This window comes from Acetomicrobium thermoterrenum DSM 13490, assembly GCF_900107215.1.
GTDB classification, from domain to species: Bacteria; Synergistota; Synergistia; order Synergistales; family Acetomicrobiaceae; genus Acetomicrobium; species Acetomicrobium thermoterrenum.
Window position 1 is genome coordinate 107,564 of sequence record NZ_FNPD01000007.1, and the last position, 23,304, is coordinate 130,867.

Genomic DNA, 23,304 nt, shown 5'->3' on the forward strand with positions numbered 1-23,304 from the left:
ACCCATCTCCCTAGAAGGGAAATCTCCTTGCGCTTGCCCTTCCCTTTGTGGAGCCTGCTTCCTCGCCGATTATGACGCGATCGCCCTCTTTAAGATCGTCGCTTTTTATCTCCACGTAAGCTCCGTCGGTTATTCCCGTCTCCACTTGTACGGGAAGGGGGCGTCCCTCCTCCAGCACCCAAAGGACCCGGCCTCGCAGGAGCTCTCCTTCGTAAGCGGAAGGCCTGTACCTGAAGGCAGCGCTTGGCACGGCCAGGACGTTCTCCTTTTTATCGGTAATTATGGTCACGTTTGCCGTCATGCCGGGTTTTAACATCAAATCGGGATTGGACACGTCGATAATCACAGGATAGGTTACCACGTTTTCGACGACGCTCGATGCTATCCTCACCTGCTTTATCCTGCCCGAAAAGATGGCGTTGGGGTAGGCATCGACTGTGAAGGTCACCTCCAGTCCCTCTCTCACGTTTCCTATGTCGGCTTCGTCCACGTTGGTCTCTATCTGCATCTTAGTGAGGTCCTGAGCTATGGTAAAAAGCGTAGGCGTCTGAAAGCTTGCAGCCACCGTCTGCCCTACGTCCACGTCGCGGGAGACCACTATGCCATCGACGGGAGAGTAGATCCTGGTGTAGCCGAGGTCGGTCTCGACCTTCTTTAATGAAGCCTGAGCCTGAAGGACGTTCGCATCGGCCTCGCTCACGCCTGCCACTGCAAGGTCGTAGTTGGTCTGGGCAGAATCGAGGTCACTCCTTGCGATTAAGTCCCTCTCCCAGAGCATCTTCTGGCGATCGAGGTTTCTTTTCGCATCGGCAAGGGTGGCCTGTGCCCTCTGCAGCCCGGCTTTTGCCTGCATGAGGTTGGCCTTTGCCTGCTCCACCTGGGCTTCAAAGGTGGTGGGATCTATGAGGGCTATTATCTGCCCCTTATTCACGATGGAGTTGTAATCTGCGTAGATTTCCCTTATAGTCCCTGAGACCTGAGTTCCCACTTCTACGGTCGTCACCGCCGAAACGTTTCCTATGGCAGTCACGAAAGAAGAGATATCGCGCCTTTCGACGGGCGCCATATCGTAGTTTACGCCCTCCTTCCTGCTAAAAACCCCCCTGCCAAAGGCCGCGAAAAGCACCGCTCCTATGACGAGGACAAATAACATCTTCTTTTTCACGGCAAATTCTCTCCCATCGCACTTTTAAGCGTAATTTCGGCCATCCTGTAATCGTAAAGGACCTGAACGTAATTTCTCCTGGCGTCGTTTAAAGCCACCGTGGCATCCGTAACCTCGATGGGGCTTCCAACTCCCGCCTGATATCTTCCAATGGCCAGCTCCAGGTTTTCCTCCGCCTGCCTGACCATTAGCCTGGACACTTCCACGCTTTCGCCGTATTCGATCAAGGAAAGATAACCCTCTTCGATTTCGAGGGAGATGTCGTTTCTCAAGGATGAAGTGGCCAACTTAACTTCCTCTAGGTTGGCGGCCGCTTCCTTCGTCCGATATTCCACGAGATGCCCGTCGAAAACGGGTACGCTCAAAGACAGGCCGTAATTCCAACCTTCATCGAGGGGGAAATCCCTGCCCTCAAAATTATAGGCCGCATAGGCCGAAAGAGTCGGAGAATCGCCTCTGGCCGCAAGCTCCAGCGATTTTTGTGCCGCGACCTCGCTGGTTTCCTGAGCCTTGAGGTCCGGCCTGTTTTCAAAAGCCCTCTCCAGCGCCTCCTGTTTCGTTATATCGTAGGCCTTGAAGTCCATGTCGTCTGCTATGTCATAGGAGGGCGTGTCGGCAAAGCCCATGGCATTGCTCAAGGTCTTCCACGCTATCTCAAGCGAGGATCTGGCCTTTATTAGCTCGAGGCGGGCGTTGCTCAAATCCACCTGCGCCTTCGTTACGTCGAAGCGGGGCGCCGTGCCTGCCTCGTAAAAGCCCTGAGCCTGCCTTAAGTGTTCCTCAAACTGTCTCACCGTATCCTCGGCCACGGAGACGTTTCTCTTAGCAGCCAGCACCCCGTAGTAGGCCTCCGAGACGCCGTAGGCAATATTTCTTTTCGTGTTGTCCGCCTCAAATCCTGTCGCCGTGACGTTTTCTCTCTCAATGCCTATCTTCCTTTCCCGCTGACCGAAGTCGGTTATAACTTGAGATAGGGAGATGTCGCTGGAGTAATTTGAGCGGGTGCTTCCGCCTGCCGGAGAGCTTCTCGAGTAGTTGGTGGATGCGGACAGCTCGGGGTAATTTTGCGACATTGCCTGGCCAACCCTGCTTTCCTGGGCTTCAACCTTCTTTTGAGCGCCCATGACGTCGGGATGGGCCTGAAGGGCTATCTCTATACATTGCTCCAAGGTTAAAAGATCGCCCTCTTGTAGCATTGAGGTCTCGGCCTGAGAAGGCGAAGGTCCGAATAAAGCTGCCGAATAAATAAAAATTGACGCCAAGGTTAATTTAGTCCGAGCCTTCAAATGCGTTTTGCTCCTTTCTATCTTTTTCTGTAATTTTATTTTAATATTTATATAATGCAATCCGTACTTACACCTATGCCTGTTTTAGCATTAAAGTCCTGTTAAGGCCACTGAATTTGAAAAAAGGAGTGATGTAGGGTTGGACATAATGTCATTGCTGGGTAAAAGGGTCACCGAGAGGATCAAGCCTTCCGCCATCACGGAGATGATGATACTCGTAAAGAAACACAAGGCAATTTCGCTGACGGCGGGCGAGCCCTCGAGCGAGATGTATCCCGTAGATCTGCTGCGGGAGACCATAGAGGGGGCTTTGAGGGATCCCGGAATCCTCAGCTACTATCCCCTTTCCACGGGGATAACGGAGCTTAGGGAATGGATAGCCGAATGGATGAAGGAAGACGGACTTTTGCCGCAAAGCTACGGCGGGGAAAACGTGATAATGACTAACGGCTCGCAGGACGGGCTTAACCTCGTTTCCGAGGCCTTCGTAGAGCCGGGCAACACGGTGCTGGTCGAAAATCCCACCTATCCGGAGGCCCTTCTTGCCTTCGGCAAGGAAGGGGCAAGGTTCGTAAGCGTCCCCGTCGACAAGGACGGCCCTATAGTCGAGGAAATGGAAAGGGTCTTATCTCAAAACAAGGTTAAACTCTTTTACACGATAGTGAACTTCCAAAATCCCTCGGGCTGTGTGACGACGGAGGAACGGAAGAAAAGGATGTTGGAGCTGGCCTCGCGGTACGGCTTTTTGATCATAGAAGACGATCCCTACAGATACCTCAGGTATGAGGGGGAACACGAAGGGTCTTATATCGGCCTCGCCCAAGATGAGGATAGGGTCATATATCTTGGAAGTTTCTCGAAGATCATAGCGCCGGGCATAAGGTGCGGATATATGGTCGTATCCTCAAAGATCACATCTCAAATGGGAGAACTTGTGCTTGCGACGAAGCTGTCCCTTCCGGCATTTCTGCAGAGGGCGACCTGGGAGCTGTTGCGAAATATCGACATGAAAGCCCACCTTGCCAAGCTGGCCGATACCTACAGGACAAGAAGGGACGCTCTGCATCGCTTTTTGCAGGAAAAGGCGGTGCCTCAGGGCATGACCTACGACCTGCCCAAAGGAGGGTTTTTCATATGGGCCCGCGTGCCGTGGCTGAAGGACTGCTTCGACTTTGCCAAATTTGCGGTGCTTGAAGAAAAGGTAGGCGTCGTTCCGGGGGCTGCCTTTTATCCCGACGTCTTGACTGCCGACAGATCTACCTTGAGGCTTTCCTTCGCGAAGGTCCCACCGGAAACTGCCGAAGAGGCGGGCGAAAGGCTTGGGAGGGCTTTGGCCAGATATAAGGAAACCGGATAAAAAGACAAGGACACGAAGTTGGCCCCAAAGCATATGCTCGGCTTTGGGGCCAACTTTTTCAGTTTAAGAAACAGGATGCCATACCTATATTTCAACTACCTGAGATGCCTGTAAGCCTGCCCGCGTGGTCGTACGGCTAATACAATTACCGCATTAGTGGAGTTATCTATTGTATAAAGTATCCGCCACCCGCCGACGCGGGACGAGCGCAACCCTTCCATATCCGTCAACGGCTTGCTCAACCGTGGATCGAGCGGATCATCGGACAGTTCGTGCAGCCGACTGCGGATACGTTTTTCAAGTTTGGAGTCCATGCGGTCTAAAGTTTTTACGGCTTCACGGGAGAGCCTTACTTCATAATTCACAGTCTTTTATCTTGCTCGTACTCTTTCAGCGTCACATATCTGCCGGCTTTGATGTCTTCCAGGCCGCGCTTTACAGCTTCCAGGTCATCCCTGCTCAACTTCTCTTCATCGTCATTGCTTGTCTTTAAAAATGCCTTTAGGTCGCTTTCTCTGATCCGCCACACGCTGCCCACTTTGATTCCTTTTAATTTTCCCTGCCAAAGCCATTTTTTTATCGTCACAGGCGAAAGCGAAAGGATTTCGGCCGCATCCTTGGGCGTAAGTAGCTTTTCCATTTCTATCACTTCCTAACGGTTCCTATTTGTTATTAATAATTGCTATTCCTGTCTACGGCAATATGATACCACATATTAAATTCTATATCATCTTTTTTCATATCAATACGAACAATCAAACTGGACCGACCTCGGACGTCTAATTTAACATTTGTGCATTTTAGTGTAAAATTATATGCGTAACTCTGTCTTGATCACAAAAATGAAAAGGGGGAGAGCACATTGAGAGTAACCCTAACAGCGATCAAGGCCGACATAGGAAGCATTGGAGGGCACATTCGCCCCAGTGTTTCGCTGCTCAAGGAGGTGGAAAGGTCGCTTCAACCTCATCTGGGCAGTGATTTCATCGATTTCCGCCTTTCCTACACGGGAGACGACATCGCCATATTGATGACCCATACTCACGGCACGGACAACCCACTCATCCACCAGATAGCCTGGGACGCCTTCAAGGCTGCCGCCGACGTGGCAATGAAAGAGGGCCTCTATGGTGCGGGGCAGGACCTGCTTAAGGATGCCTTCTCCGGCAACATAAGGGGGCTTGGTCCCGGCATCGCCGAGATGGAGTTCGAGGAAAGAAAAAGCGAGCCTTTCCTGCTTTTTGCCGCCGACAAGACCGACCCCGGAGCCTTCAACCTGCCGCTTTACCTTGCCTTTTGCGATCCCATGTACTGCAGCGGGCTGCTTCTTTCGCCGAACATGTTCAAGGGGTTCAAGTTTGAGATCATGGACGTCTCATACACCGGGGGCGACAAAGTAATAGCTCTCGTCGCCCCCGAGGAGTTGTACGACATCGCGGCGCTGCTTCGGGATCCGGAGCGCTACGTGATAAAAGCTGTTTATTCAAGGACAACAGGGGAGATAGCGGCCGTCGCCAGCACCACAAGGCTTCACAACATAGCGGGCAAATACGTGGGAAAAGACGACCCCATCCTTTTGGTCAGGGCCCAGGGCAGTTTTCCTGCCACGGGAGAGATTCTTGAGCCTTATGCGCTGGTACCTTACGTAGGCGGCTTCATGAGGGGCAGTCACCAGGGGCCTCTCATGCCCGTCAAGCAAAACAGCTCCGTGTCCTTCTTCGACGGCCCGCCAATCGTAAGCTGCACTGCCTACTGCGTCAAAGAGGGCAAGTTGTCCGAGGAAGCCGACGCCTTTGATCATCCCTTCTGGGATTACGTGAGGGAGATAGCCTCAAAAAAGGCAATAGAGCTGCGCAGGCAAGGATTTTACGGAAACGCCATGCTGCCCTACGGGGAACTCGAGTACGGCGGCATAGTCGAAAGGCTCAAGGCCTTGGAAGGCAAGTTCGAGATCAGGCATTAACTGCAATCCGGGCGGGAGAAAGTCTTCCGTCCGGATAATTTTAATCCATAAGAGGAGGAAAAGGGTTATGTCAAAGAAATCACGTCTGGACCTCATGAAGATGAAGGAAAAGGGCGAGCCCGTAGCATGGATAACGGCTTACGACTTTCCCACGGCATCCTTTGCCGAACAGGCAGGGATGGACATGATACTCGTAGGAGACAGCTTAGGGATGGTATTGCTGGGCTACAAGGGAACCGTACCTGTGACGATGGAAGAATGCATCACCTGCTGCAAGGCAGTGCGAAGAGGTGCTCCTAATACCTTTTGCATAGGCGATATGCCCTTTATGTCATACCAGATATCCGACGAAGACGCCGTGTATAACGCAGGAAGGTTTTTGAAGGAAGCCGACATGGACGCCGTGAAACTTGAAGGCGGAAGAAGGGTCATTACGAGGATAAAGGCCATTGCCGACGCAGGGATCTTGGTCATGGGACATATCGGTCTTACCCCGCAAAGCTCAGGAGTCCTTGGAGGATTTAAGGCACAGGGCAGAGACCCAAAAAGCGCCAGAGACCTAATAATGGACGCCCGAGCCATAGAGGAAGCCGGAGCTTTCGCCCTACTTCTTGAGGCGGTGCCGCCGGAACTGACGGAATTCATAACAAAAGACCTTTCCATACCCGTTTACTCCATAGGAGCAGGAGCTCCCTGCGACGGACAGCTTCTCATATGCGGAGACATGCTAGGGTTATTCCAGGCCTTCACTCCAAAGTTCGTAAAGAAGTACGCAAACGTCGCAGAAGTTGAGACAAATGCCTTCAAGAGATATATAGAGGACGTCAAGACGGGCAAATTCCCGGAGGATCAGCATTGCTACCACATACTGCCCGAGACGGCTGAGGAATATCAGAAGATGCTTGAAGAGCTAAAGAGAAAGTAAGGAGGGTTAAAGCCATGAGTTGCGGAGGAATTTTTTGTGAGGAGGCTTTAAGGAGCTTAAATTGCTATCTCGCCGACCCCAACAGCAAGCTGGTAAAGGACATATCGAACGTCATCAAGAAGTATGGATCCCCTTCGGAGATAAACGAAAGGGCCTGCGAGGCAAGAAAGGTGCCGAATTTGCTCCAGCGCTTGAGCAGGATCAACTCGCCCTACCTAAAGGACCTGGAATGGCTGATGGAACAAAAGGAAAAGAGGGCCTTCGTATCCCTAAGCGAGTTTCGGGCAAAGGTGTTGGGCGAAAAGGCCTCATCGATGCAGTTTGACGAGTCAACCGCCGTCACCCTTGAGATTAGCGCCCTTCAATACTTCCCCTGGTTCATAAGCGAGGCAAAAAGGGCTATAGAGAAGCGAGAGCTCATGCCCGGACGCTACATAAGGGTAAGGAACATGAAGGAACAGGAGCACGACAACGGAGACATCATGGCCGTCGCAGCCGCCGCCCAGATTGCAGGGGCGAGCTGGGTCGAGACCCTGGACACAAAGGGAACGGACGGATCCAACATACACTTGGGAGGGCCTGAGACCATAACGGGCTACTTCACGGGCGTGGGGCAGCCCAACGACCACCCTCTTCAGTGGGTGGACGAGTACCTTTACTACGCCACCAATTACGGAGTCCGTGAGGTCTTGAACATCAATCCCGGGTCGGTGCTGGCGGGGTTGATACTCTACAGGCTGGGAGTCGACATAAAATTCAAGATCTCAGTTTTCATGGGAACCGACAACCTTTATTACCTTTTTATCATATTCGCCCTTGCGAAGCTGCTTGCCCGAGAGGACGGATCCACTGCCCTGTCGGGGATAAATCTCGCAAATTCCGTAAACGTAAAGACCTTCCTAGACATGGCCAAGATGCGGAGGGATATGGGCCTTGAGGACAAGGTAAGGATAGAACATCACATAACGGAGGCCTACAAGAGCATCATTATACAGCCTTACTGCCGAAGAGACGACCTGCTTTTGGCAGTAGAGCACGGCATACCCAACATCTCAGCAAAACATGAGGGCGGCGACCCGGAAGACGAAGAAAAGCTCGATCATCCTTCCGACATACTCGACTATTTCAGGGCTAAAAGCGAAATCGAGGAAACAGGAGACTTTGAAAAGCTCGAACAAAACTACATTTACAAGCACATCGCCTTGAACCGCACGGCTGAAGAGCTCACCAAGAGAGGATTTTCCTTCGTAGCCGCCACGGGATTGCACTCAAGGTAATTTAAAAAGCGCTGCCTAACATAAAAGCCGTACCCTCCAAAGAGTACGGCTTTTATGTTAGGCATTTTGAGGTTTTATTTGGTCACCGCTTCGGTGGCAGGAATCGCCTTCGGTTCTGTCTCTGAAAAGCCCTTCACCAACACCGGAATGATGATAAGAGGAATGGCAAGCACCCCAAGGGTGCCGTAACCTTTGGCGATCAACGGGAGAAGGCCAAAAAGCGCAATACCCCACGTTACCGCCACATACACCAGTGAGGACATGATGTGCGTGGCTCTAGCTCCCTTAGCCGTAGCCTTGTCGCCTAAACGCTCCTGCAGCGCCACAACGATCCTTTTAGCTCCACCGTAAACACAGCTGACCCCCGTAGATATGACAGCCAAAAGTATGAGCCCCGATACTATTCCACCGGCTGCCCCCTCTCCGACGGAATGACGGGCTATGTAAATGATGGGAACCACTTCGTTGTTTATGGCAGGATAATGTGTCAATGCCCCCGCAGTTGCCAGCCATAAAATGACAGCATTTACGATAAAACCGTAAAGAGAAGCTCTAAAGACATCTTGTTTTGTTTTAAGCACATCGGCAACGGATACAAAAGCCCCTATGAGGCAAACCTGAAAGCCCGCATAGGTAATCGCTTTCCATACGGCTCCTCCCGCTCCCTTGGGAGAAGGGGCTTGAAGAATTACCTGTTTTAATAGCGGGAAATTTACCACAAGGTTAGTGGCATAAACTGCCACCATACCACCTATTATCAAAACGGCCATAACCGTCGCGGCGCGTCTTACCACCTCTGCGCCAAATATGGTAAGCAAAAGTATTAAAACCGCAATTATAATGGTGTTTAAAACATAGGGAGAGCCGAAAAGCTCCTTCAGAACCGACCCTCCCGTTGCAAAGGCTACGGATGTGGCAGTGAGTAGGATCAGGTTGTACATTATGGAGTTTGCCGTTCCAAAAACCGCACTATAACGTCCATAAAACTTCTTCCCCCAGGAATGATAGTCGAAAGCCCGATGAACGACCGAACCCTTCCAGGCGAAATAATAGACAAATGCCATTACCGTCAGGGCAATAAAGGGTGTGAAAATGGCATACCGGCCATATGATACGTAGAAATCAACCAATTGCCTGCCCGAAGAAAAACCACCGCCAAAATGTGTCGTAAACCATACAAAGGCCAACGAAAGCGCAGCAGCCCTCGTCCCCGTCCCCTTCGTCATATTTCATCACCTCTTACTCTTATCACTCAGAATAGTATTGCAGATGCTAAAACTATTTAAATCACTCAAAGAGCTTGCCAGGGTTTAAGATCCCGTTGGGATCGAAGGCCCTTTTTATCCCTCGCATCACCTCAAGCTTGCTTTTCGCCTCGTATTTCATGAAGGTATGTTTCTTTAAGAAACCGACGCCGTGCTCGCCACTTCCGACTCCTCCCAAGCTTATGGCCACGCCTATGAGCTCATCCACTATGTTCTCAACGAAGTCGGGCCATTCCTCAAGGGGGATGCGGTCAGGCTTGAAAAATAGCGGATGGATGTTTCCGTCGGCGATATGGCCTCCCAGGGCGATCGTAATGTCGTATTTCTTTGCTGCTTCTTCTACGGCCTTAACCATCTCCGATATCTTTGACATAGGCACGACCATGTCTCCGCTGAGGGAAGCGTTGGGATCCACAGCGCGTACGGCCTCTGCAAAGCTTTCCCTCACCTTCCAGATGTTTCGCGACTCCGTGCTGCTTTCAGCGGTGAAGACTTCCATGGCGCCGTGTTCCAGGCAGGTCTCGCCCACTTTTTCGATGTACATATCCAGCTGTTCGGGCGTCTGTCCCTCCACCTGGATTATGAGGAAGGCCTTCGCCTCATCCTGCATGGGAAATGTAGTGTTGTGGTACTGGGTGGCACATTTCGCGGAGAGCTGGTCCATGAACTCGCAGGCCATTAATACAACCCCAGCCCTTAAAATTGCAGCGACTGCCTCGACTGCCTCCTCTATGGAGGGGAAGGGCGCCAGAAAGGTGACGGTGTCTCCCGGTGCCGGCTCGAGGTTTAATATGGCCTTGGTGACCACTCCAAGCGTCCCCTCGGAGCCTATTATGGTCTGTAGCAGGTCGTAGCCCCAGGTCTGCTTTCTTATCCTACCGCCAAGCTCCAGGACGTCTCCCGTGGGAAGCACGACCTCGATTCCAAGGACGTGTCGCCTAGTGCTTCCGTATCGAATGACCTTGGCCCCGCCGGCATTGGTGGCGATGTTGCCTCCTATGAAGCTCGTCTCCGTGCTCATGGGGTATCCTGCGTACATGAGGCCTTCTTTGAGGACCATCTGGCATAAGTCGTTGGTGACCACGCCCGGCTCGACGACGGCAACTCGGTTTATCTTGTCTATCTCAAGCACTCTGTTCATCCTCTCAAGGGAGAGAACTATCCCGCCCTCTATGGGAATGGCGCCTCCGGCGATCCCGCTTCCCGCACCCCTTGCCGTAACGGGTATTCTTTCCCTGTTGGCCAACTTCATCACGCTAGATACCTGCTGAGTATTCTCAGGTTTTACCACCACATCCGGCATCCTGGCATAAACCTTGCCCGATTCATCGTAAGAATAAGCCTCAATGGCTAACTCATCTGTTGCTACGTTATCCGGTCCCGCAATATTCTTAAGCTCTGCAATAATTTCTGGTGTAACCTTGTTATAATTTTCTCCCAATGACACCACTCCCCTTCATCTTTATCATAATTTAGTTGCCGATTATAATACTTAATCGTCAATTTTTCCAGTGTTTCAAGAAATTGTAATTGTTTCATTAATGCGCCTTCTTTCTTAAAACAAACTTAAAACAAAACCCCTCCCTATCGGGAGGGGCAATAAAATCCATTTTCTCTTACTCTCGGTCTTCGTAAACTCCATATTGGGCCCAAGCTCTTTCGAGCTCCTGCAACCGCTTTGTAGTGAGCTCTCCTAAGTTATCGGCCACCTTTAAAAGAACTGCATTGACGAGTCCAACGGGTATTACAAAGGAATCGATGAAGGAAATATGAGAACAGGGCGCGTAGACCAAAATATCGGCATGGGGCGCAAGAGGGCTTAAGGGAGAATCCGTTATGGCAGCCGTCTTCTTTCCCAATTCACGTGCTAATGTCAAACACTGAACGGTCCCTTTCGTGTAGCGGGGAAAGCTTATTCCTATAAAGAGGCTATCGCCCCTTGCATTAATGACATTTTCCAGGAACATATCGGCATTCAGCACATGAGTTTCTGGGATAAACCAAGAAAGGTAGGCACTAAAGTAGTAGGCCAGCCCCTTAGCGCTTCTAAGCCCTACGATATTTATGCAAGATGACTCGCAAATTGCCCGGGCAAGGTCCTCTATTGGTCTGTCGTCCAGTGTAGCTAGGATATTTATTCCCTTTTGGAGATCCTGACGAATGACGCTTTGAATAAAGTTGTTTCCTTCGCCTACCGTCTGGTAAAGCTGATGCCTTTCCAAAGCCTTAAGCTGGTCCAACAACGATTCCTGCAAAGCCTCCCTGAACTCTGGGTAACCAGGGAAGCCCAGAGAAGAGGCAAATCTTATGACCGTGGCTTCGCTAACTCCAACGACTTTGCCCAATTCAGAGGCGGTAAGGCCAACGGCCTCGCGGGCATGCTCCAAGACATAAAGTGCCACCGCTTTCTGACCTCTGGGCAATTGTTCCATCTTGCTTTGAATTATTTCCCTTAGGGACAACCAATCATCTCTCCTTGTGACTAATATTAAAGCGGGGCATGGCGCTTATTATAATCGCATAATGCCCCGCCTTTTCGTTTTATAATTCTCCTATATTTTACTTCAAGCGTCGAACGACAATGGCAACTCCCTGGCCTCCGCCAATGCAGGCACTTGCAACTCCCAACTCCTTATCATGATTTCGCAAAGCGTAAAGTAAGGTAGTGAGTATCTTAGCCCCCGTAGCTCCGATGGGGTGTCCCAGAGCTATGGCACCCCCGTGGACGTTTAATTTTTCAATATCGAAGGGCATGACACGGTGACAGGCTATGACCTGAGCCGCAAAGGCCTCGTTGATTTCTATTAAATCCATATCATCAAGGGATAACCCCGCTCTTTCAAGCGCTTTCGGGATCGCCAAAGTGGGGGACAGGCCAAATCGCTCGGCTTCGAGCGCTACCGCCGCATATCCGATGATTTCGGCCATGGGCTCCAAACCGTTGGCCTTCGCAAAATCTTCATCTGCTATAACGAGGGCGCTTCCCGCATCGCACAAAGCGGAACTCGAACCGGCAGTGATGGTCCCTCCTTCTTTAAAGACGGGCGGAAGCTTGGCCAATGCTTCCATGCTCGTGTCAGGCCGGGGAATCTCATCCTTATCGATAACTATTTCGCCTTTCTTCCTGTCCTTATAAGACAGAGGAACGATCTCGTCCTTAAAAAGTCCTTCCTCCGTCGCTTTGCAGGCCTTTCTGTGGCTGTTTAAAGAAAATTCGTCCTGTTCTTCTCTCGTGATGTGAAATTCCTCAGCCAAACTTTCGGTGGCTTCTCCCATCAACATCCCCGCAAGGGGACATAAAAAACCGTCCTTTTGAAGCACGTCCAGGGCATTTTTATCTCCCATCCTCATGCCCCACCTGGCCTCCGGCAAAATATAGGGGACGTTGGAAGCGCTCTCCATCCCTCCTCCAACTATGACTTTAGCATCGCCCAAACGTATACGGTCGGCGCCGAGCATTATCGTCCTTATGCCCGATCCGCAACGAATGTTGACAGTGAAAGCAGGGATTTTTTGAGGTAACCCGGCTTTGAACATTGCAATCCTGGCCGGATTTGCCCCCACGCCGGCTTGCCAACCGTTACCCATTATAACTTCCTCTATATCCTCTATTGACACTCCGCTGCGCTTTACAGCCTCTTTGATAGCTACAGCTCCCAGATCCGAAGCCTCAAACCTTGATAATCCGCCGCCGAACTTGCCTCCTGCGGTCCTGCATGCGCTCAGTATAACTACCCTTTTCATGCCTTTTCCTCCTCCGTTCCTTGCATGGTGATGAGAGGATCAGCCACGGTAAAATCGGCCTCGGTAATTGCCCTGATTTCGTCAAGGGTCGTTTCGGGAGCGATCTCCAACAACTTCAATTGCCCTTTTTCTATCGAAAATACGGCATACTCGGTCACTATCAACTTGACCACACCTTTGGCAGTCAGGGGCAGGGTGCACTTTCTCAATATCTTGGCCTCACCCTTCTTGGTGGTATGCGTCGTGGCGATGATGACCCTGCGCGCTCCAACCACCAAGTCCATGGCACCACCCATGCCCGGCACGATTTTGCCGGGCACCATCCAGTTCGCAAGATCTCCTTCTTGGCTCACCTGGAGGGCGCCTAAAACCGTAGCATCCACATGCCCTCCTCGAATAAGACCAAAACTTAAATCGCTGGCTACGAAACAACCTCCGGGCAGTATGGTAAGCGGCCTGCCCCCTGCACCTATGAACCTGAGATCGGGTTTGTCCGGTGCCGGTCCTGCGCCAACAGCCCCATTTTCCGTTTGAAAGATAACCCGCACATCTTCGGGGATATAGTCGGAAACTAGAGTAGGTATTCCGATGCCCAGGTTCACAACATCTCCATCGTGAAATTCCCTAGCTATGCGGCGGGCTATCCTTTGTCTAACCATCTCTTCATTAAGTTCTATTGGCATAATAGTTATCCCCCTTTACGACTAATGCATCTATTAAAATTCCCGGGGTCACGATCTCATTGGGATCCAGCTCTCCCACTTCCAGCACGCTGTCCACTTCCGCTACCACATAATCGGCAGCGGTAGCCATTATGGGGTTGAAATTTCTGTTGGTACCAAAATATGTAAGGTTTCCCATTCTGTCGGCTTGATATGCTCTTATTAAGGCTACATTAGCCCTGAGAGGGAGCTCCAGAAGGTACTTCTTTCCATCTATCTCCAGGACCTGCTTTCCTTCCTCCACTACAGTGCCTACTCCCGTTGGAGTAAGTATGCCGCCTAAACCGAAGCCACCTGCTCTTATCCTCTCTACAAAAGTCCCCTGGGGACAGAGTTCCAGTTCCAGCTTCCCCTCCATGTAAAACTGCCCAGTCTTTTTGTTAAGTCCAACGTGGGAAGCAACGACCTTTTTTACCTGTCCATTCGCCACTAATTTTCCATGTCCCACATCTTCGTAAGCAGAGTCGTTTGCTATCAAGGTTAACTCCCCAACGCCGGACTCCACCAATGCGTCGACCAAAGTATAGGGAATGCCTCCGTAATTAAAACCACCTATTATTACGCTCATTCCTGGCTTAATGCATTTCACGGCCTCCGCCGCCGATAAGACAGGCTTTATTACCTTTTTAGCCAAAATATTGCACCTCCCTGCCCCAATGGGCAAATATTTATCTGTATATTTATACGACATATTGCCTTAAGCGAACCTTTTGAAGCAAGAAAACTACCACGATAACCGTTACGGCCAACAAATTGGCCAATAAAGAGGGATATATAATGGCAAAGGGCAATACTATGAAGGTCAATCTTTCGACGATGTTGAGCTTGGATAGGAAATGGCCCTGTATTCCTGCAGATAAGGCAATGACTGCCAGTATCGCCGTTACACAGCCTAATATGATGTGCAATATGTCTCCCTTTAAAAGCAAGTAAGGATTGTATACGAACATATAAGGGACCAAAAAACCGGCCGCAGCTGTAGCTAGCGCAGTAAAACCGGTCTTCATGGGATTAGATTTAGCTATGCCCGAAGCGGCATAGGTGGCCAAAGCAACGGGTGGTGTGACATCTGCCAAAACTCCAAAATAAAGACAAAAAAGGTGAGCCGAAAACATTGGAACGCCCATCTGCGCCAATGCAGGGGCAGCAAGGGTAGAAGTAATAATGTACTGAGCCGTCGTCGGCACTCCCATGCCAAGTATGATCGACCCAATCATGGTGAGTATCAGGGCAAAGGGAAGGATCCCGTGAGAGAGGCTCAACACGAATGAAGAAAAGGCAAGCCCCACTCCGGTAATGCCGATAACTCCGATGATTAATCCCGAACAAGCACAAGCTGCAGCAACTTCCACTGCTCCAATGGCACCGTTTATCAAGGCATCGACGATTCTTTTTGGTGTCATGCGATATTCTTTCTTGCCTCCCCAGGACACCACAACCAAAAGCACCAAAGACCAGAAGACAGCTTTTACGGGCGAATAACCAAGGGCTAAAAAGATGACCAACGTTACTATCGGCAAGAGCAAATGCCATCCTTCTTTGAAGACAATTTTAAGCTTTGGCATGTTTTCAGCGCTGAATTTTTGTAATCCTATTCTTCCCGAACGAAAATGCACCATAAACCATATCGAGGCAAAATATAAAGTGGCTGGCACAGCTGCTGCTACAACTATTTCCCAATAAGAAACGCCTAAAAATTGGGCCATGATAAATGCTGCCGCCCCCATAACCGGAGGCATGACCTGCCCTCCTGTAGATGCAGCTGCGACGACGGCTCCGGAAAATTCGTTTTTATAACCCGACTGCTTCATAAGGGGAATTGTAAAAGCCCCCGTTGTCACTGCATTGGCAACGGAACTTCCGGAGACGGTCCCCATTAAACCGCTTGCGATTACCGCCGCCTTGCCGGGACCTCCCTGGCTTCGACCGGTGAGAGCAACGGCTAAATCGATAAAAAACTTGCCTGCCCCCGAGGAGCTTAAAAAAGCGCCAAACAAAACGAAGAGAAATATGAATGAGGCAGAAACGCCCAAGGGAACGCCGAAAATGCCGTCGGTGCGAAGATATTCGAAGGGAGCGAGCTCCTTGAGAGGAAATCCTCCATGACCTAAAAGCCCAGGAAAATAGGGTCCGAAAAGGGCGTATATCAGAGCAACTATGGCGACAATTGGCAAAGGCCAACCCATTGAACGCCTCGCTCCCTCGATGACCAAAATTATCATCATTAAGCCAAGATATATATCAGACGAGGTTGGCATCCCTTCGCGTTGAGATATGGCGTCCCAATTTAAGAGTATATTTAAACAACCTATGGCCAAAAGGATGGCGAAACCCCAGTCCCATATATCTATCTTATCCTTCGGCCTTCCCTTCGAAATGGGATACAGCAAAAAGAGGAGAACGCCCATAAACATCCAGTGCACGCCCCTTTGATACATGGCTGGCAAAAGACCATATAAAGCGGTGTATAGATGAAATAACGAAGCAGATATGGCAATTCCGGCCACTAGCCACCATTGCCACCCTTTCAATTGACGTGCCTTTGATTCCACTTCCAGAATCTCGCTCTTGTTGGGCTCATCAAGGGATGAAGATATTTTAGGGTCATTATTGCGATCCTCGGTTACCATAAAAATGCCCCCTTTACTGTGAAGGAAAAATTGGCCCAACCGATATATCGCCGGCTGGGCCTCTGAACTGTTCTTATTCTACAGGTACCTCTATGCCGTGCTCTTTAAAGTATTTTGCGGCCCCCGGATGGACAGGTATAATAGCAATGCTTGCCTCTTCGGGTACAAAATGCTCGGCCTGTGGAATGGATTTCATGATCTCTTCCCTATTTTCTATGATGGTCTTGACGAGCTTGTAGGCCAGTTCTTCATCCATGTCCTTGTTAACAACCAGGAAGTTGCCGTCGGCAACGGTGAGAACGTCTTCTTCTTTACCTGGATAGGTTCCTTTGGGGATTTTATAGGGAAACATGAAGGGAAATTTCTCTACTACCTTATCGACGACATCCTGTGGAATGGGTATCATGACTATATCGCGAACAGCGGCCACTTCCAGCACTGCAGACCCGGGAGTGGCGAAGTTCCAAAAGACTACATCCACATTTCCGTCTTTAAGGGCCATTACGCCCTCTGGTTGAGTCAGCTGTTGTTTTTTAATGTCCTTATCCGGATCTATTCCTGCCGCTTCCAGGATCATGTTCGTAAGAACCTGGTCGCCTCCGCCGGGCGCGCCGACGGAAACTCTTTTACCAATAATGTCCTCGAACTTGGTTATTCCCGTACCTTTCGTCGTCACTATGTGATGAGGCGCCGGATACATATGCATCAGTATTCGCAGGGGCAAAGCACCATCTTCTTCAAAGGCCTCCGTTCCGGTGTAGGCTTGGTAGAGTGTGGAGCCCATGGACATCCCTATATGCGCTCTACCTGAGGCCACAAGACGACAATTTTCCCTCGACGCGGAAGTAGCCCTGGATGTGGCTTTTACGTCGATGCCGGCCTTTGTCAAAATTTCCGCCATAACCCCTCCTAAAGGATAGTATGTACCTCCAATCCCTCCTGATGCTATGGTGATATAAGTGACGGCGTAAGCTGTGCCCACAAAGGCTACCAAAGATAACAAAGCAACTGCCAATAACGTCCTTTTTTTCATAACCTACTCTCCTCCCTATTGTTTATTGTTTATTTTTTCGTCACATCAAAATCAACTAATCACTCTATATCTATAGGCAACTTAAACCCAAAGGTGCACTTTAAAGCAACTTTTCAGCCGTCGCCGCTAATCCTTCTTCTAACTTGTTCAACAATTCATCTACCTGCTCGGCGGTTATGACGAGAGGAGGACCGATGAGGAAGTTGTCGCCATCTATGCCGTCCACCATCCCTCCGCCAGGGTAGATGACAAGCCCCCTATCGAGGCATTCCTTCATCGCCAACGCGGCAGCGCCTTTGCTTTTAGGGAATGGCTTTTTGCTTTCTTTATCCATGACCAGCTCTACGCCCCACATAAGCCCCCTTCCTCTTACATCTCCCACTATTGAATTGGAAGCCTCTATCTCTTTAAGGCCCCTGCCAAGTTTTTCGCCCTGAAGGCGAGCGTTAGTTACTAAATCGTGCTTTTTCATGTATCGTATGACGGCAGCTGTAGCAGCACCGCTTACTGGATTTCCGTTGTAGGTGTGGCCATGGACAAAGGCACCGCTTCCGTTACGTATCGTCTCGGCGATCTCATTTCTAATGATGATTCCACCCGTAGGGACATAACCGGCGGCCATGCCCTTCGCCGTTGCGATTATGTCAGGGGTTACGTTCCAGTGGTTCACGCAGAAGTTGACACCGGTCCTGCCGAAGCCAGTCATCACTTCGTCGGCAATGAGCAAAATGTCATAACGGTCGCATATTTCACGAACTATAGGCCAGTATTCGTCGGGGGGGACCAACGCCCCAATGGCAGAACCGACCATGGGTTCGGCTATGAAGGCAGAGATATATTGGGAGCCGATATTTTTTATGATGTCCTCCAGCTGATGGGCGCAGGCAATGCCACATTCAGGATATTTCTTGCCAAAGGGACAGCGATAACAGTAATGAGCCACGATCTTGGGGTACTCTTTGAAGAGCGGAGAGTAGATGCGACGTCGGGGTATGCTGCCTCCGACTGCCATGGTACCAATTGTACTTCCATGATAGGAATTCCATCTGGCTACGATAAGTGCTTTAGAAGTGCTGACGCCGTCTCTTTCGACGAAATACTGACGCGCCAGCTTGATCGCGGATTCTACGGCTTCGCTTCCGCCGCTCACAAACCATACATAATCCAGCCCTTCGGGGGCTATGCTTGCGACTTCCTCGGCCGCCTCTTCCAATGCAGCGCTACGCCATCGCGAAGTGTGGGCAAATTCTATAGTTTTCAGCTGCTCGGTTATTGCGTCGATAATTTCAGGAACACCATGGCCTAAATTGGAGATCAAGGCCCCACTGCAACCATCGAGATAACGCTTTCCTTCTTCATCGTAAAGGTATATCCCCTCACCCTTTACTACCCTTGGCATAACCGCCTTGAAATTGCGCTGAAAAACCTTGCCACCCATTTCTCTCGCCTCCGGGGTTCTATTTGTAAAAAATACATTATAGTAACGTATACATTGATGTATAAGCTACCATTTTATAAAATATATGAAGGATATCCTTCATATTGAGATGCTACATTTCAAATAGATAATTGTCAAGGCTAAACGCTTCATCTTTATAACCTTTAGCGGGGAATATGACAGAAAGAATTAAAAACCTCCGGAGAAAAGAAACAGGACCAAAGCAGCAGCTGGAGCCATAGTAAAATTGTCGAGTCCTTTGGGTGTGACGATTTCTATCACGGTGGTGGCAAGAGAGGCAATTGCCAGCACTAAGATTGGCAGAGGAAGAAATAACAGTTTGCTCACTAAAAGACAGGAGAGAAAACATGCGATAAAACAGCCGACGCTTCCCTCTAAGGTTTTACCTTCGATCAATGGCCTTTTTCCAAAGCGGGTACCGCAAAGGGCCGCCCAGGCGTCTCCCAGGATCAACATGATCATGGCGATAACGCCAAGCGGATCCGGGAAAAGAGTTGCCAGAGCCGATCCTGCTAAAAACATCGTCGTAGAGGAAAGATGTTCTGCTTCCTGCGCTCTTCCGACGGGGGCGAAGAGGGACTTCACATATTCGTTTACTTGCGGTTTGCGAAACCTCAGAAACTCCAAAAAAACTGCAAGGGCTGCAGAGGCAAAGAGTGCGCTGCGATATGTAGCGTAACCGAACATAGGATAGAGGAACGCAGGAAAGACCAAAGCGGAATATCTGTATAATTTTCGCCTTACCAAATGCTGTTCCATTGCCTTGGCAAAATCATTAAGGTCATTAGAAAGGCGCTTCCATCCGAATACCAGTACCCACAGGACCAAAAAGGTGGCCGTGCAAGCCGTCTTGAGATCGACGGTATCTCTCGCAAGAGACACCAAAATACAAAAAGGCCAAAGCGTAGCCAGCGACAAAAGCAGGCATCCGCCAAAGGTCAAAAGGGCAGTTGCCACCATCAGGCCGGAGATCATCGCCTCCAAGGGCATCAAAGCCACAAAGGCTCCCACAGTAGCTGATGCTCCCCTGCCTCCCTTGAAACGCAGAAAAATTGACCACGTATGGCCCAAGACGGCCATCCATGCACACATTGGCCACAAAAAGGCAGAAAGCCCGGCCCACCTGGCAATCAAGACGGCAAAACCGCCCTTTGCCGCGTCGCCCAGGACTGCGAGACAGCCCGCGGCATGACCAGATAAAATCCACACATTGGTGGCTCCCACGTTCTTAGTCCCTTCTTTTGTAAGGTCCACCGAAGGCCCGCCAAAAAACCTGGCAACGATCGCACTCCAGGGGATGCTGCCTATGATGTAACATAAAATCAACAGGCTCAACTCTTTGGCCATATAGGCCACCCCCTATTCGAACAACTCCCCAATGGCCGATAGGTTCCTTTCTACCGCCTTCTTGCCCTCGGCGATGGCGACGGAAGATTTATCGAATTCTAACATGCGGATGTTTTTGACCTTGGGGGAGATGAGAAGGTCGGGAGGGTCAGCGGCCAGGCGATGTCTGGTCAACCTAGTTTGAATGATTTGGCTGGATACGGCGAGCACTTCCAGGAAATGTGGCATCCTCTGGCCCTCCTCATCGTTTATAAAGTTGCTGGGCCTTTTGGGCAAACCCCAATGAGGGCCGAAATACCTCCCAACCCTCTCTCCGTTCAGGTCTACGGCTACAACTATATCGGCGCCCAAAGCCCTGCATAAAGACACGGGAACGGGGTTAGCCAACGCACCGTCCCCCAAAAGCAGTCCCCTTTTTTGATAGGGAATCAACATGCCCGGGGCAGAAATGCTTGCCATAATGGCATCTACGAGGTCTCCTTCGGTAAGCCAAAGTTCCATCCCGGTGGAAAGATCTACTGCGACGGCGCCGAACTTCACTGGCAGATCCTCGATCATAACATCTCCCAAGGCCTCTCGAAGCCATTTCATTATGCCGTCGTTGTCGAAAAAACCACCACGAAAGATCAGCCGTCCCAACATCCTGAACATACCCATCTTGCTCCAGGAGCCGGAGGCTTCCTCGAGAGCATCGAGCTTAGAAGCCGCGTAAAAACCTCCGATCAAAGCCCCCATGGAGCAACCGCAAACGATATCAGGGTATATTCCCCTCTCTTCCAACGCCTTCAAGACGCCTATATGGGCCCACCCTCTTGCCGCGCCGCTTCCCAAAGTGATCCCTATCTTTGCCCTGTAGTTTTCGTCCTTCATCTGTCTTCGCCTATCCTTTCTCCACGGGAAGACGACCACTGCCCTGGCCCGATCTCATACAGGTCGTTGCCCTCGCTGTCTACGACCACCAGCAGCGGGAAGTCCTCGACCAGCAATTCGTAAATTGCCTCCGGTCCGAGGTCATCGTAAGCTATAACCCTGGAGGCCTTCACCCTTTTGGCAAGAAGCGCTGCCGCACCGCCCGTCGCCCCAAAATATACTGCGCCATTTGTTCTGACGGCGGCAATGACCTCCGGGCCCCTTCGCCCCTTTCCGATCATGCCCTTCAACCCCATCTCTAGAAGCATGGGCGTGTATCTGTCCATTCTCCCGCTTGTTGTCGGGCCTATGGAACCGATCGGGGCACCAGGTGGGGCCGGAGCAGGTCCTGCATAGTAAATAACCTGCCCCCGAAGGTCGAAGGGAAGATTTTCGCCCCTTTTCAAGGCCTCTGCCATCCTCCTGTGGGCTGCATCGCGTGCGGTGTATATAATGCCTGACAGCAGCACCCTTTCGCCAACGTACAAATCCTTAACGATATCTTCCTCGAGTGGCGTTCGAACTTTCCTGCCCTTCATCTTAAAGCTCTCTTCCTTTCAGACGACCGCCGGCATGCCTGGTAGCATTACAGGAAATATTAACCGCCACGGGAAGACCCGCTATGTGAGTGGGCATGAACTCTACCAGAACGTCAAGGACGGTCACCTTTCCTCCATATCCGCCTGGGCCCAAGCCCAACTCGTTCACATGGCGAAGCATCTTTTCTTCCAACCGGGCATATCGTTCGTCGGCGTTTCTGCAGCCAATCGGCCGAAGCAGCGCTCTCTTGGCTAATATGGGTGCACTTTCAAAGTTTCCCCCGATGCCCACTCCCACCACGAGAGGGGGACAGGCGTTCTGGCCCTTTCTTGCAACGACGTCTTTAACGAAATCGATCACACCCTCTTCTCCTTCGCCCGGAGACAGCATGGCCAGGGCCGAGGCGTTTTCACTTCCCATGCCCTTGGGGGTCACGGTAATTTTCACTTCTCTTCCTTCGACGAACCTCAAATGCACGACGGCTGGCGTATTGTCACCTGTGTTTTTTCTGTCGTACAGAGGATCGCTTACTACCGACCTTCTAAGGTAAGATCCGAGATACGCCCTTCGCACGCCCTCATCGACCGATTCCTGGAGGCTTTTGCCGACCAGAAGGACCTCCTGCCCCCAATCCACAAAGACTACAGTCATCCCGCAGTCCTGACAGAGGGGCATCTTTTCTTTTCGAGCAATCTCAACGTTTTGAAGCAGATCGTCCAGGACGGCCTGTCCGTAAAGGGACTGTTCGTGTTCTTTTGCCTTAACTAAGCCATCTGCCACATCCTCCGGAAGACAGATGTTTGCCTCTGTGCACAACTCTTCGACTAATTTTACGATCTCAAATGAATCCAGATATCTCAATTAAATTTCCTTTCTTCTTGTCAAATACCCGGAAAGAGCTCCTCTTTCCGGGTATTTTAAATTCTTAATTCGTAATAAAGACGCCACGTTACTTACGAAAGCAAGGTGAGCATGACTCCGGCTGCCACAGCTGTGCCTATAACACCTGCGACGTTAGGCCCCATGGCGTGCATCAGCAGGAAGTTGCCGGGGTCCTCTTTTTGGGAAATCCTTTGAACCACGCGAGCAGCCATGGGAACGGCCGAAACCCCTGCAGCACCTATCATGGGGTTGATCTTTCCGCCGGAAAGCACCTTCATGATTTGTCCCAAAAGCAGGCCTCCTGCGGTGCTGGCAGCAAAGGCAACCAATCCCAGAAGGATTATCTTGATCGTTGCAGGAGTCAAAAAGACTGTTGCGTCCATGGTAGCTCCAACGCTTATGCCTAAAAAGATAGTAGTGGCGTTGAGGACTTCGTTTTGAGCGGCAAGCGACAATCTGTCGGTAACCCCGCATTCCCTAAGCAAGTTGCCAAACATTAACATCCCGATAAGAGGAACGGAGGCGGGCAAGATCAATCCTGCCACAATCGTAGAGACGATGGGAAATAATATTCGTTCCTTTTTTGGAGACAGGTCTCAACTGCTCCATTCGAATTTTTCTGTCCTGTTTAGTGGTAAGCAGTCGGATCACGGGTGGTTGGATTATAGGAACCAGGGACATGTAGCTGTAAGCTGCAACGGCCGTCGCTCCCAGCAGATGGGGAGCCAATTTAGCGGCAAGGTATATCGTCGTAGGGCCGTCTGCACCACCGATGATGGCTATGGGAGCTGCTTCCTTTA

The 23,304-nt window shown here is 50.7% G+C and carries 21 protein-coding genes and 1 pseudogene; 4 read left to right on the forward strand and 18 right to left on the reverse strand.

The genetic code is table 11. The features are described 5' to 3' along the window. Positions 1–10: 10 nt before the first annotated feature. Together BLU12_RS06865 and BLU12_RS06870 are read right to left on the reverse strand one after the other, a co-directional pair. Positions 11–1,165, reverse strand: coding sequence for an efflux RND transporter periplasmic adaptor subunit (locus BLU12_RS06865; protein ID WP_091461579.1), 1,155 nt, complete (start codon positions 1,163–1,165; stop codon positions 11–13). Continuing rightward, positions 1,162–2,451 (reverse strand): TolC family protein, encoded by a 1,290-nt coding sequence (locus BLU12_RS06870; protein ID WP_234945531.1) that lies wholly within the window; start codon positions 2,449–2,451, stop codon positions 1,162–1,164. The genes BLU12_RS06865 and BLU12_RS06870 overlap by 4 nt, the downstream gene beginning before the upstream one ends. A 148-nt stretch (positions 2,452–2,599) precedes the next feature. On the opposite strand from BLU12_RS06870, the gene BLU12_RS06875 reads away from it, so the two are divergent. Next, positions 2,600–3,808 carry an aminotransferase-like domain-containing protein gene (locus tag BLU12_RS06875; protein WP_091461626.1) on the forward strand — a complete coding sequence of 403 codons (1,209 nt, stop codon included), beginning with the start codon at positions 2,600–2,602 and terminating at the stop codon, positions 3,806–3,808. 95 nt (positions 3,809–3,903) lie between these two features. On the opposite strand, the gene BLU12_RS10255 is transcribed toward BLU12_RS06875, so the two are convergent. Both BLU12_RS10255 and BLU12_RS06885 read right to left on the reverse strand, forming a co-directional pair. Beyond that, positions 3,904–4,173: a type II toxin-antitoxin system RelE family toxin gene (locus BLU12_RS10255; RefSeq protein WP_091461583.1), complete on the reverse strand. Its 270-nt coding sequence runs from the start codon at positions 4,171–4,173 to the stop codon at positions 3,904–3,906. Next, positions 4,170–4,448 (reverse strand): helix-turn-helix domain-containing protein, encoded by a 279-nt coding sequence (locus BLU12_RS06885; RefSeq protein WP_057940705.1) that lies wholly within the window; start codon positions 4,446–4,448, stop codon positions 4,170–4,172. The genes BLU12_RS10255 and BLU12_RS06885 overlap by 4 nt, the downstream gene beginning before the upstream one ends. A 222-nt stretch (positions 4,449–4,670) precedes the next feature. On the opposite strand from BLU12_RS06885, the gene fbp reads away from it, so the two are divergent. The 3 genes from fbp (at position 4,671) to BLU12_RS06900 (ending at position 7,973) form a co-directional block, all read left to right on the forward strand. After that, positions 4,671–5,771 carry a fructose-1,6-bisphosphate aldolase/phosphatase gene (fbp, locus tag BLU12_RS06890; RefSeq protein ID WP_091461585.1) on the forward strand — a complete coding sequence of 367 codons (1,101 nt, stop codon included), beginning with the start codon at positions 4,671–4,673 and terminating at the stop codon, positions 5,769–5,771. A gap of 67 nt (positions 5,772–5,838) precedes the next feature. After that, entirely contained in the window at positions 5,839–6,696 is an 858-nt protein-coding gene (gene panB, locus BLU12_RS06895) for a 3-methyl-2-oxobutanoate hydroxymethyltransferase (protein ID WP_091461586.1), read from the forward strand. 14 nt (positions 6,697–6,710) lie between these two features. Further along, a complete protein-coding gene (locus BLU12_RS06900) occupies positions 6,711–7,973 on the forward strand; it encodes a hypothetical protein (RefSeq protein WP_091461588.1) in 1,263 nt (420 codons plus the stop codon). Between the two features lie 74 nt (positions 7,974–8,047). Here BLU12_RS06900 and BLU12_RS06905 read toward each other — a convergent pair whose 3' ends face one another. The 14 genes and pseudogenes from BLU12_RS06905 to BLU12_RS06970 form a co-directional block, all read right to left on the reverse strand. Then, complete coding sequence (locus BLU12_RS06905; RefSeq protein ID WP_091461590.1) at positions 8,048–9,199, reverse strand: YkvI family membrane protein; 1,152 nt, start codon at positions 9,197–9,199, stop codon at positions 8,048–8,050. 61 nt (positions 9,200–9,260) lie between these two features. Continuing rightward, entirely contained in the window at positions 9,261–10,685 is a 1,425-nt protein-coding gene (locus BLU12_RS06910; RefSeq protein ID WP_234945532.1) for an FAD-binding oxidoreductase, read from the reverse strand. 169 nt (positions 10,686–10,854) lie between these two features. Continuing rightward, a complete protein-coding gene (locus tag BLU12_RS06915; RefSeq protein ID WP_091461593.1) occupies positions 10,855–11,700 on the reverse strand; it encodes a MurR/RpiR family transcriptional regulator in 846 nt (281 codons plus the stop codon). A 97-nt stretch (positions 11,701–11,797) separates the two neighbouring features. Further along, positions 11,798–12,982 (reverse strand): thiolase family protein, encoded by a 1,185-nt coding sequence (locus tag BLU12_RS06920; protein ID WP_091461595.1) that lies wholly within the window; start codon positions 12,980–12,982, stop codon positions 11,798–11,800. After that, positions 12,979–13,665, reverse strand: a complete 687-nt coding sequence (locus tag BLU12_RS06925; protein WP_200778729.1) for a 3-oxoacid CoA-transferase subunit B — start codon at positions 13,663–13,665, stop codon at positions 12,979–12,981. Before BLU12_RS06925 ends, BLU12_RS06920 begins: the two co-directional genes overlap by 4 nt. Beyond that, entirely contained in the window at positions 13,649–14,338 is a 690-nt protein-coding gene (locus tag BLU12_RS06930) for a CoA transferase subunit A (RefSeq protein WP_091461599.1), read from the reverse strand. Before BLU12_RS06930 ends, BLU12_RS06925 begins: the two co-directional genes overlap by 17 nt. 46 nt (positions 14,339–14,384) lie before the next feature. Then, positions 14,385–16,334 carry a TRAP transporter permease gene (locus BLU12_RS06935; protein WP_091461600.1) on the reverse strand — a complete coding sequence of 650 codons (1,950 nt, stop codon included), beginning with the start codon at positions 16,332–16,334 and terminating at the stop codon, positions 14,385–14,387. A gap of 73 nt (positions 16,335–16,407) precedes the next feature. Further along, positions 16,408–17,367, reverse strand: coding sequence for a TAXI family TRAP transporter solute-binding subunit (locus BLU12_RS06940; RefSeq protein WP_091461602.1), 960 nt, complete (start codon positions 17,365–17,367; stop codon positions 16,408–16,410). Between the two features lie 100 nt (positions 17,368–17,467). Further along, positions 17,468–18,805: an aspartate aminotransferase family protein gene (locus tag BLU12_RS06945; protein ID WP_091461604.1), complete on the reverse strand. Its 1,338-nt coding sequence runs from the start codon at positions 18,803–18,805 to the stop codon at positions 17,468–17,470. Between the two features lie 189 nt (positions 18,806–18,994). Then, on the reverse strand, positions 18,995–20,173 hold the full coding sequence (locus BLU12_RS06950; RefSeq protein ID WP_091461606.1) for a glycerol-3-phosphate acyltransferase: 1,179 nt from the start codon (positions 20,171–20,173) through the stop codon (positions 18,995–18,997). A gap of 12 nt (positions 20,174–20,185) precedes the next feature. Further along, positions 20,186–21,043: a patatin-like phospholipase family protein gene (locus BLU12_RS06955; protein ID WP_091461608.1), complete on the reverse strand. Its 858-nt coding sequence runs from the start codon at positions 21,041–21,043 to the stop codon at positions 20,186–20,188. Next, positions 21,040–21,621 (reverse strand): Fe-S-containing hydro-lyase, encoded by a 582-nt coding sequence (locus BLU12_RS06960; RefSeq protein WP_091461610.1) that lies wholly within the window; start codon positions 21,619–21,621, stop codon positions 21,040–21,042. The genes BLU12_RS06955 and BLU12_RS06960 overlap by 4 nt, the downstream gene beginning before the upstream one ends. 1 nt (position 21,622) lies before the next feature. Beyond that, on the reverse strand, positions 21,623–22,483 hold the full coding sequence (locus BLU12_RS06965; RefSeq protein ID WP_091461612.1) for a fumarate hydratase: 861 nt from the start codon (positions 22,481–22,483) through the stop codon (positions 21,623–21,625). A 92-nt stretch (positions 22,484–22,575) separates the two neighbouring features. Next, positions 22,576–23,304 (reverse strand): annotated as a pseudogene (locus BLU12_RS06970) (sodium ion-translocating decarboxylase subunit beta); the annotation flags it as partial.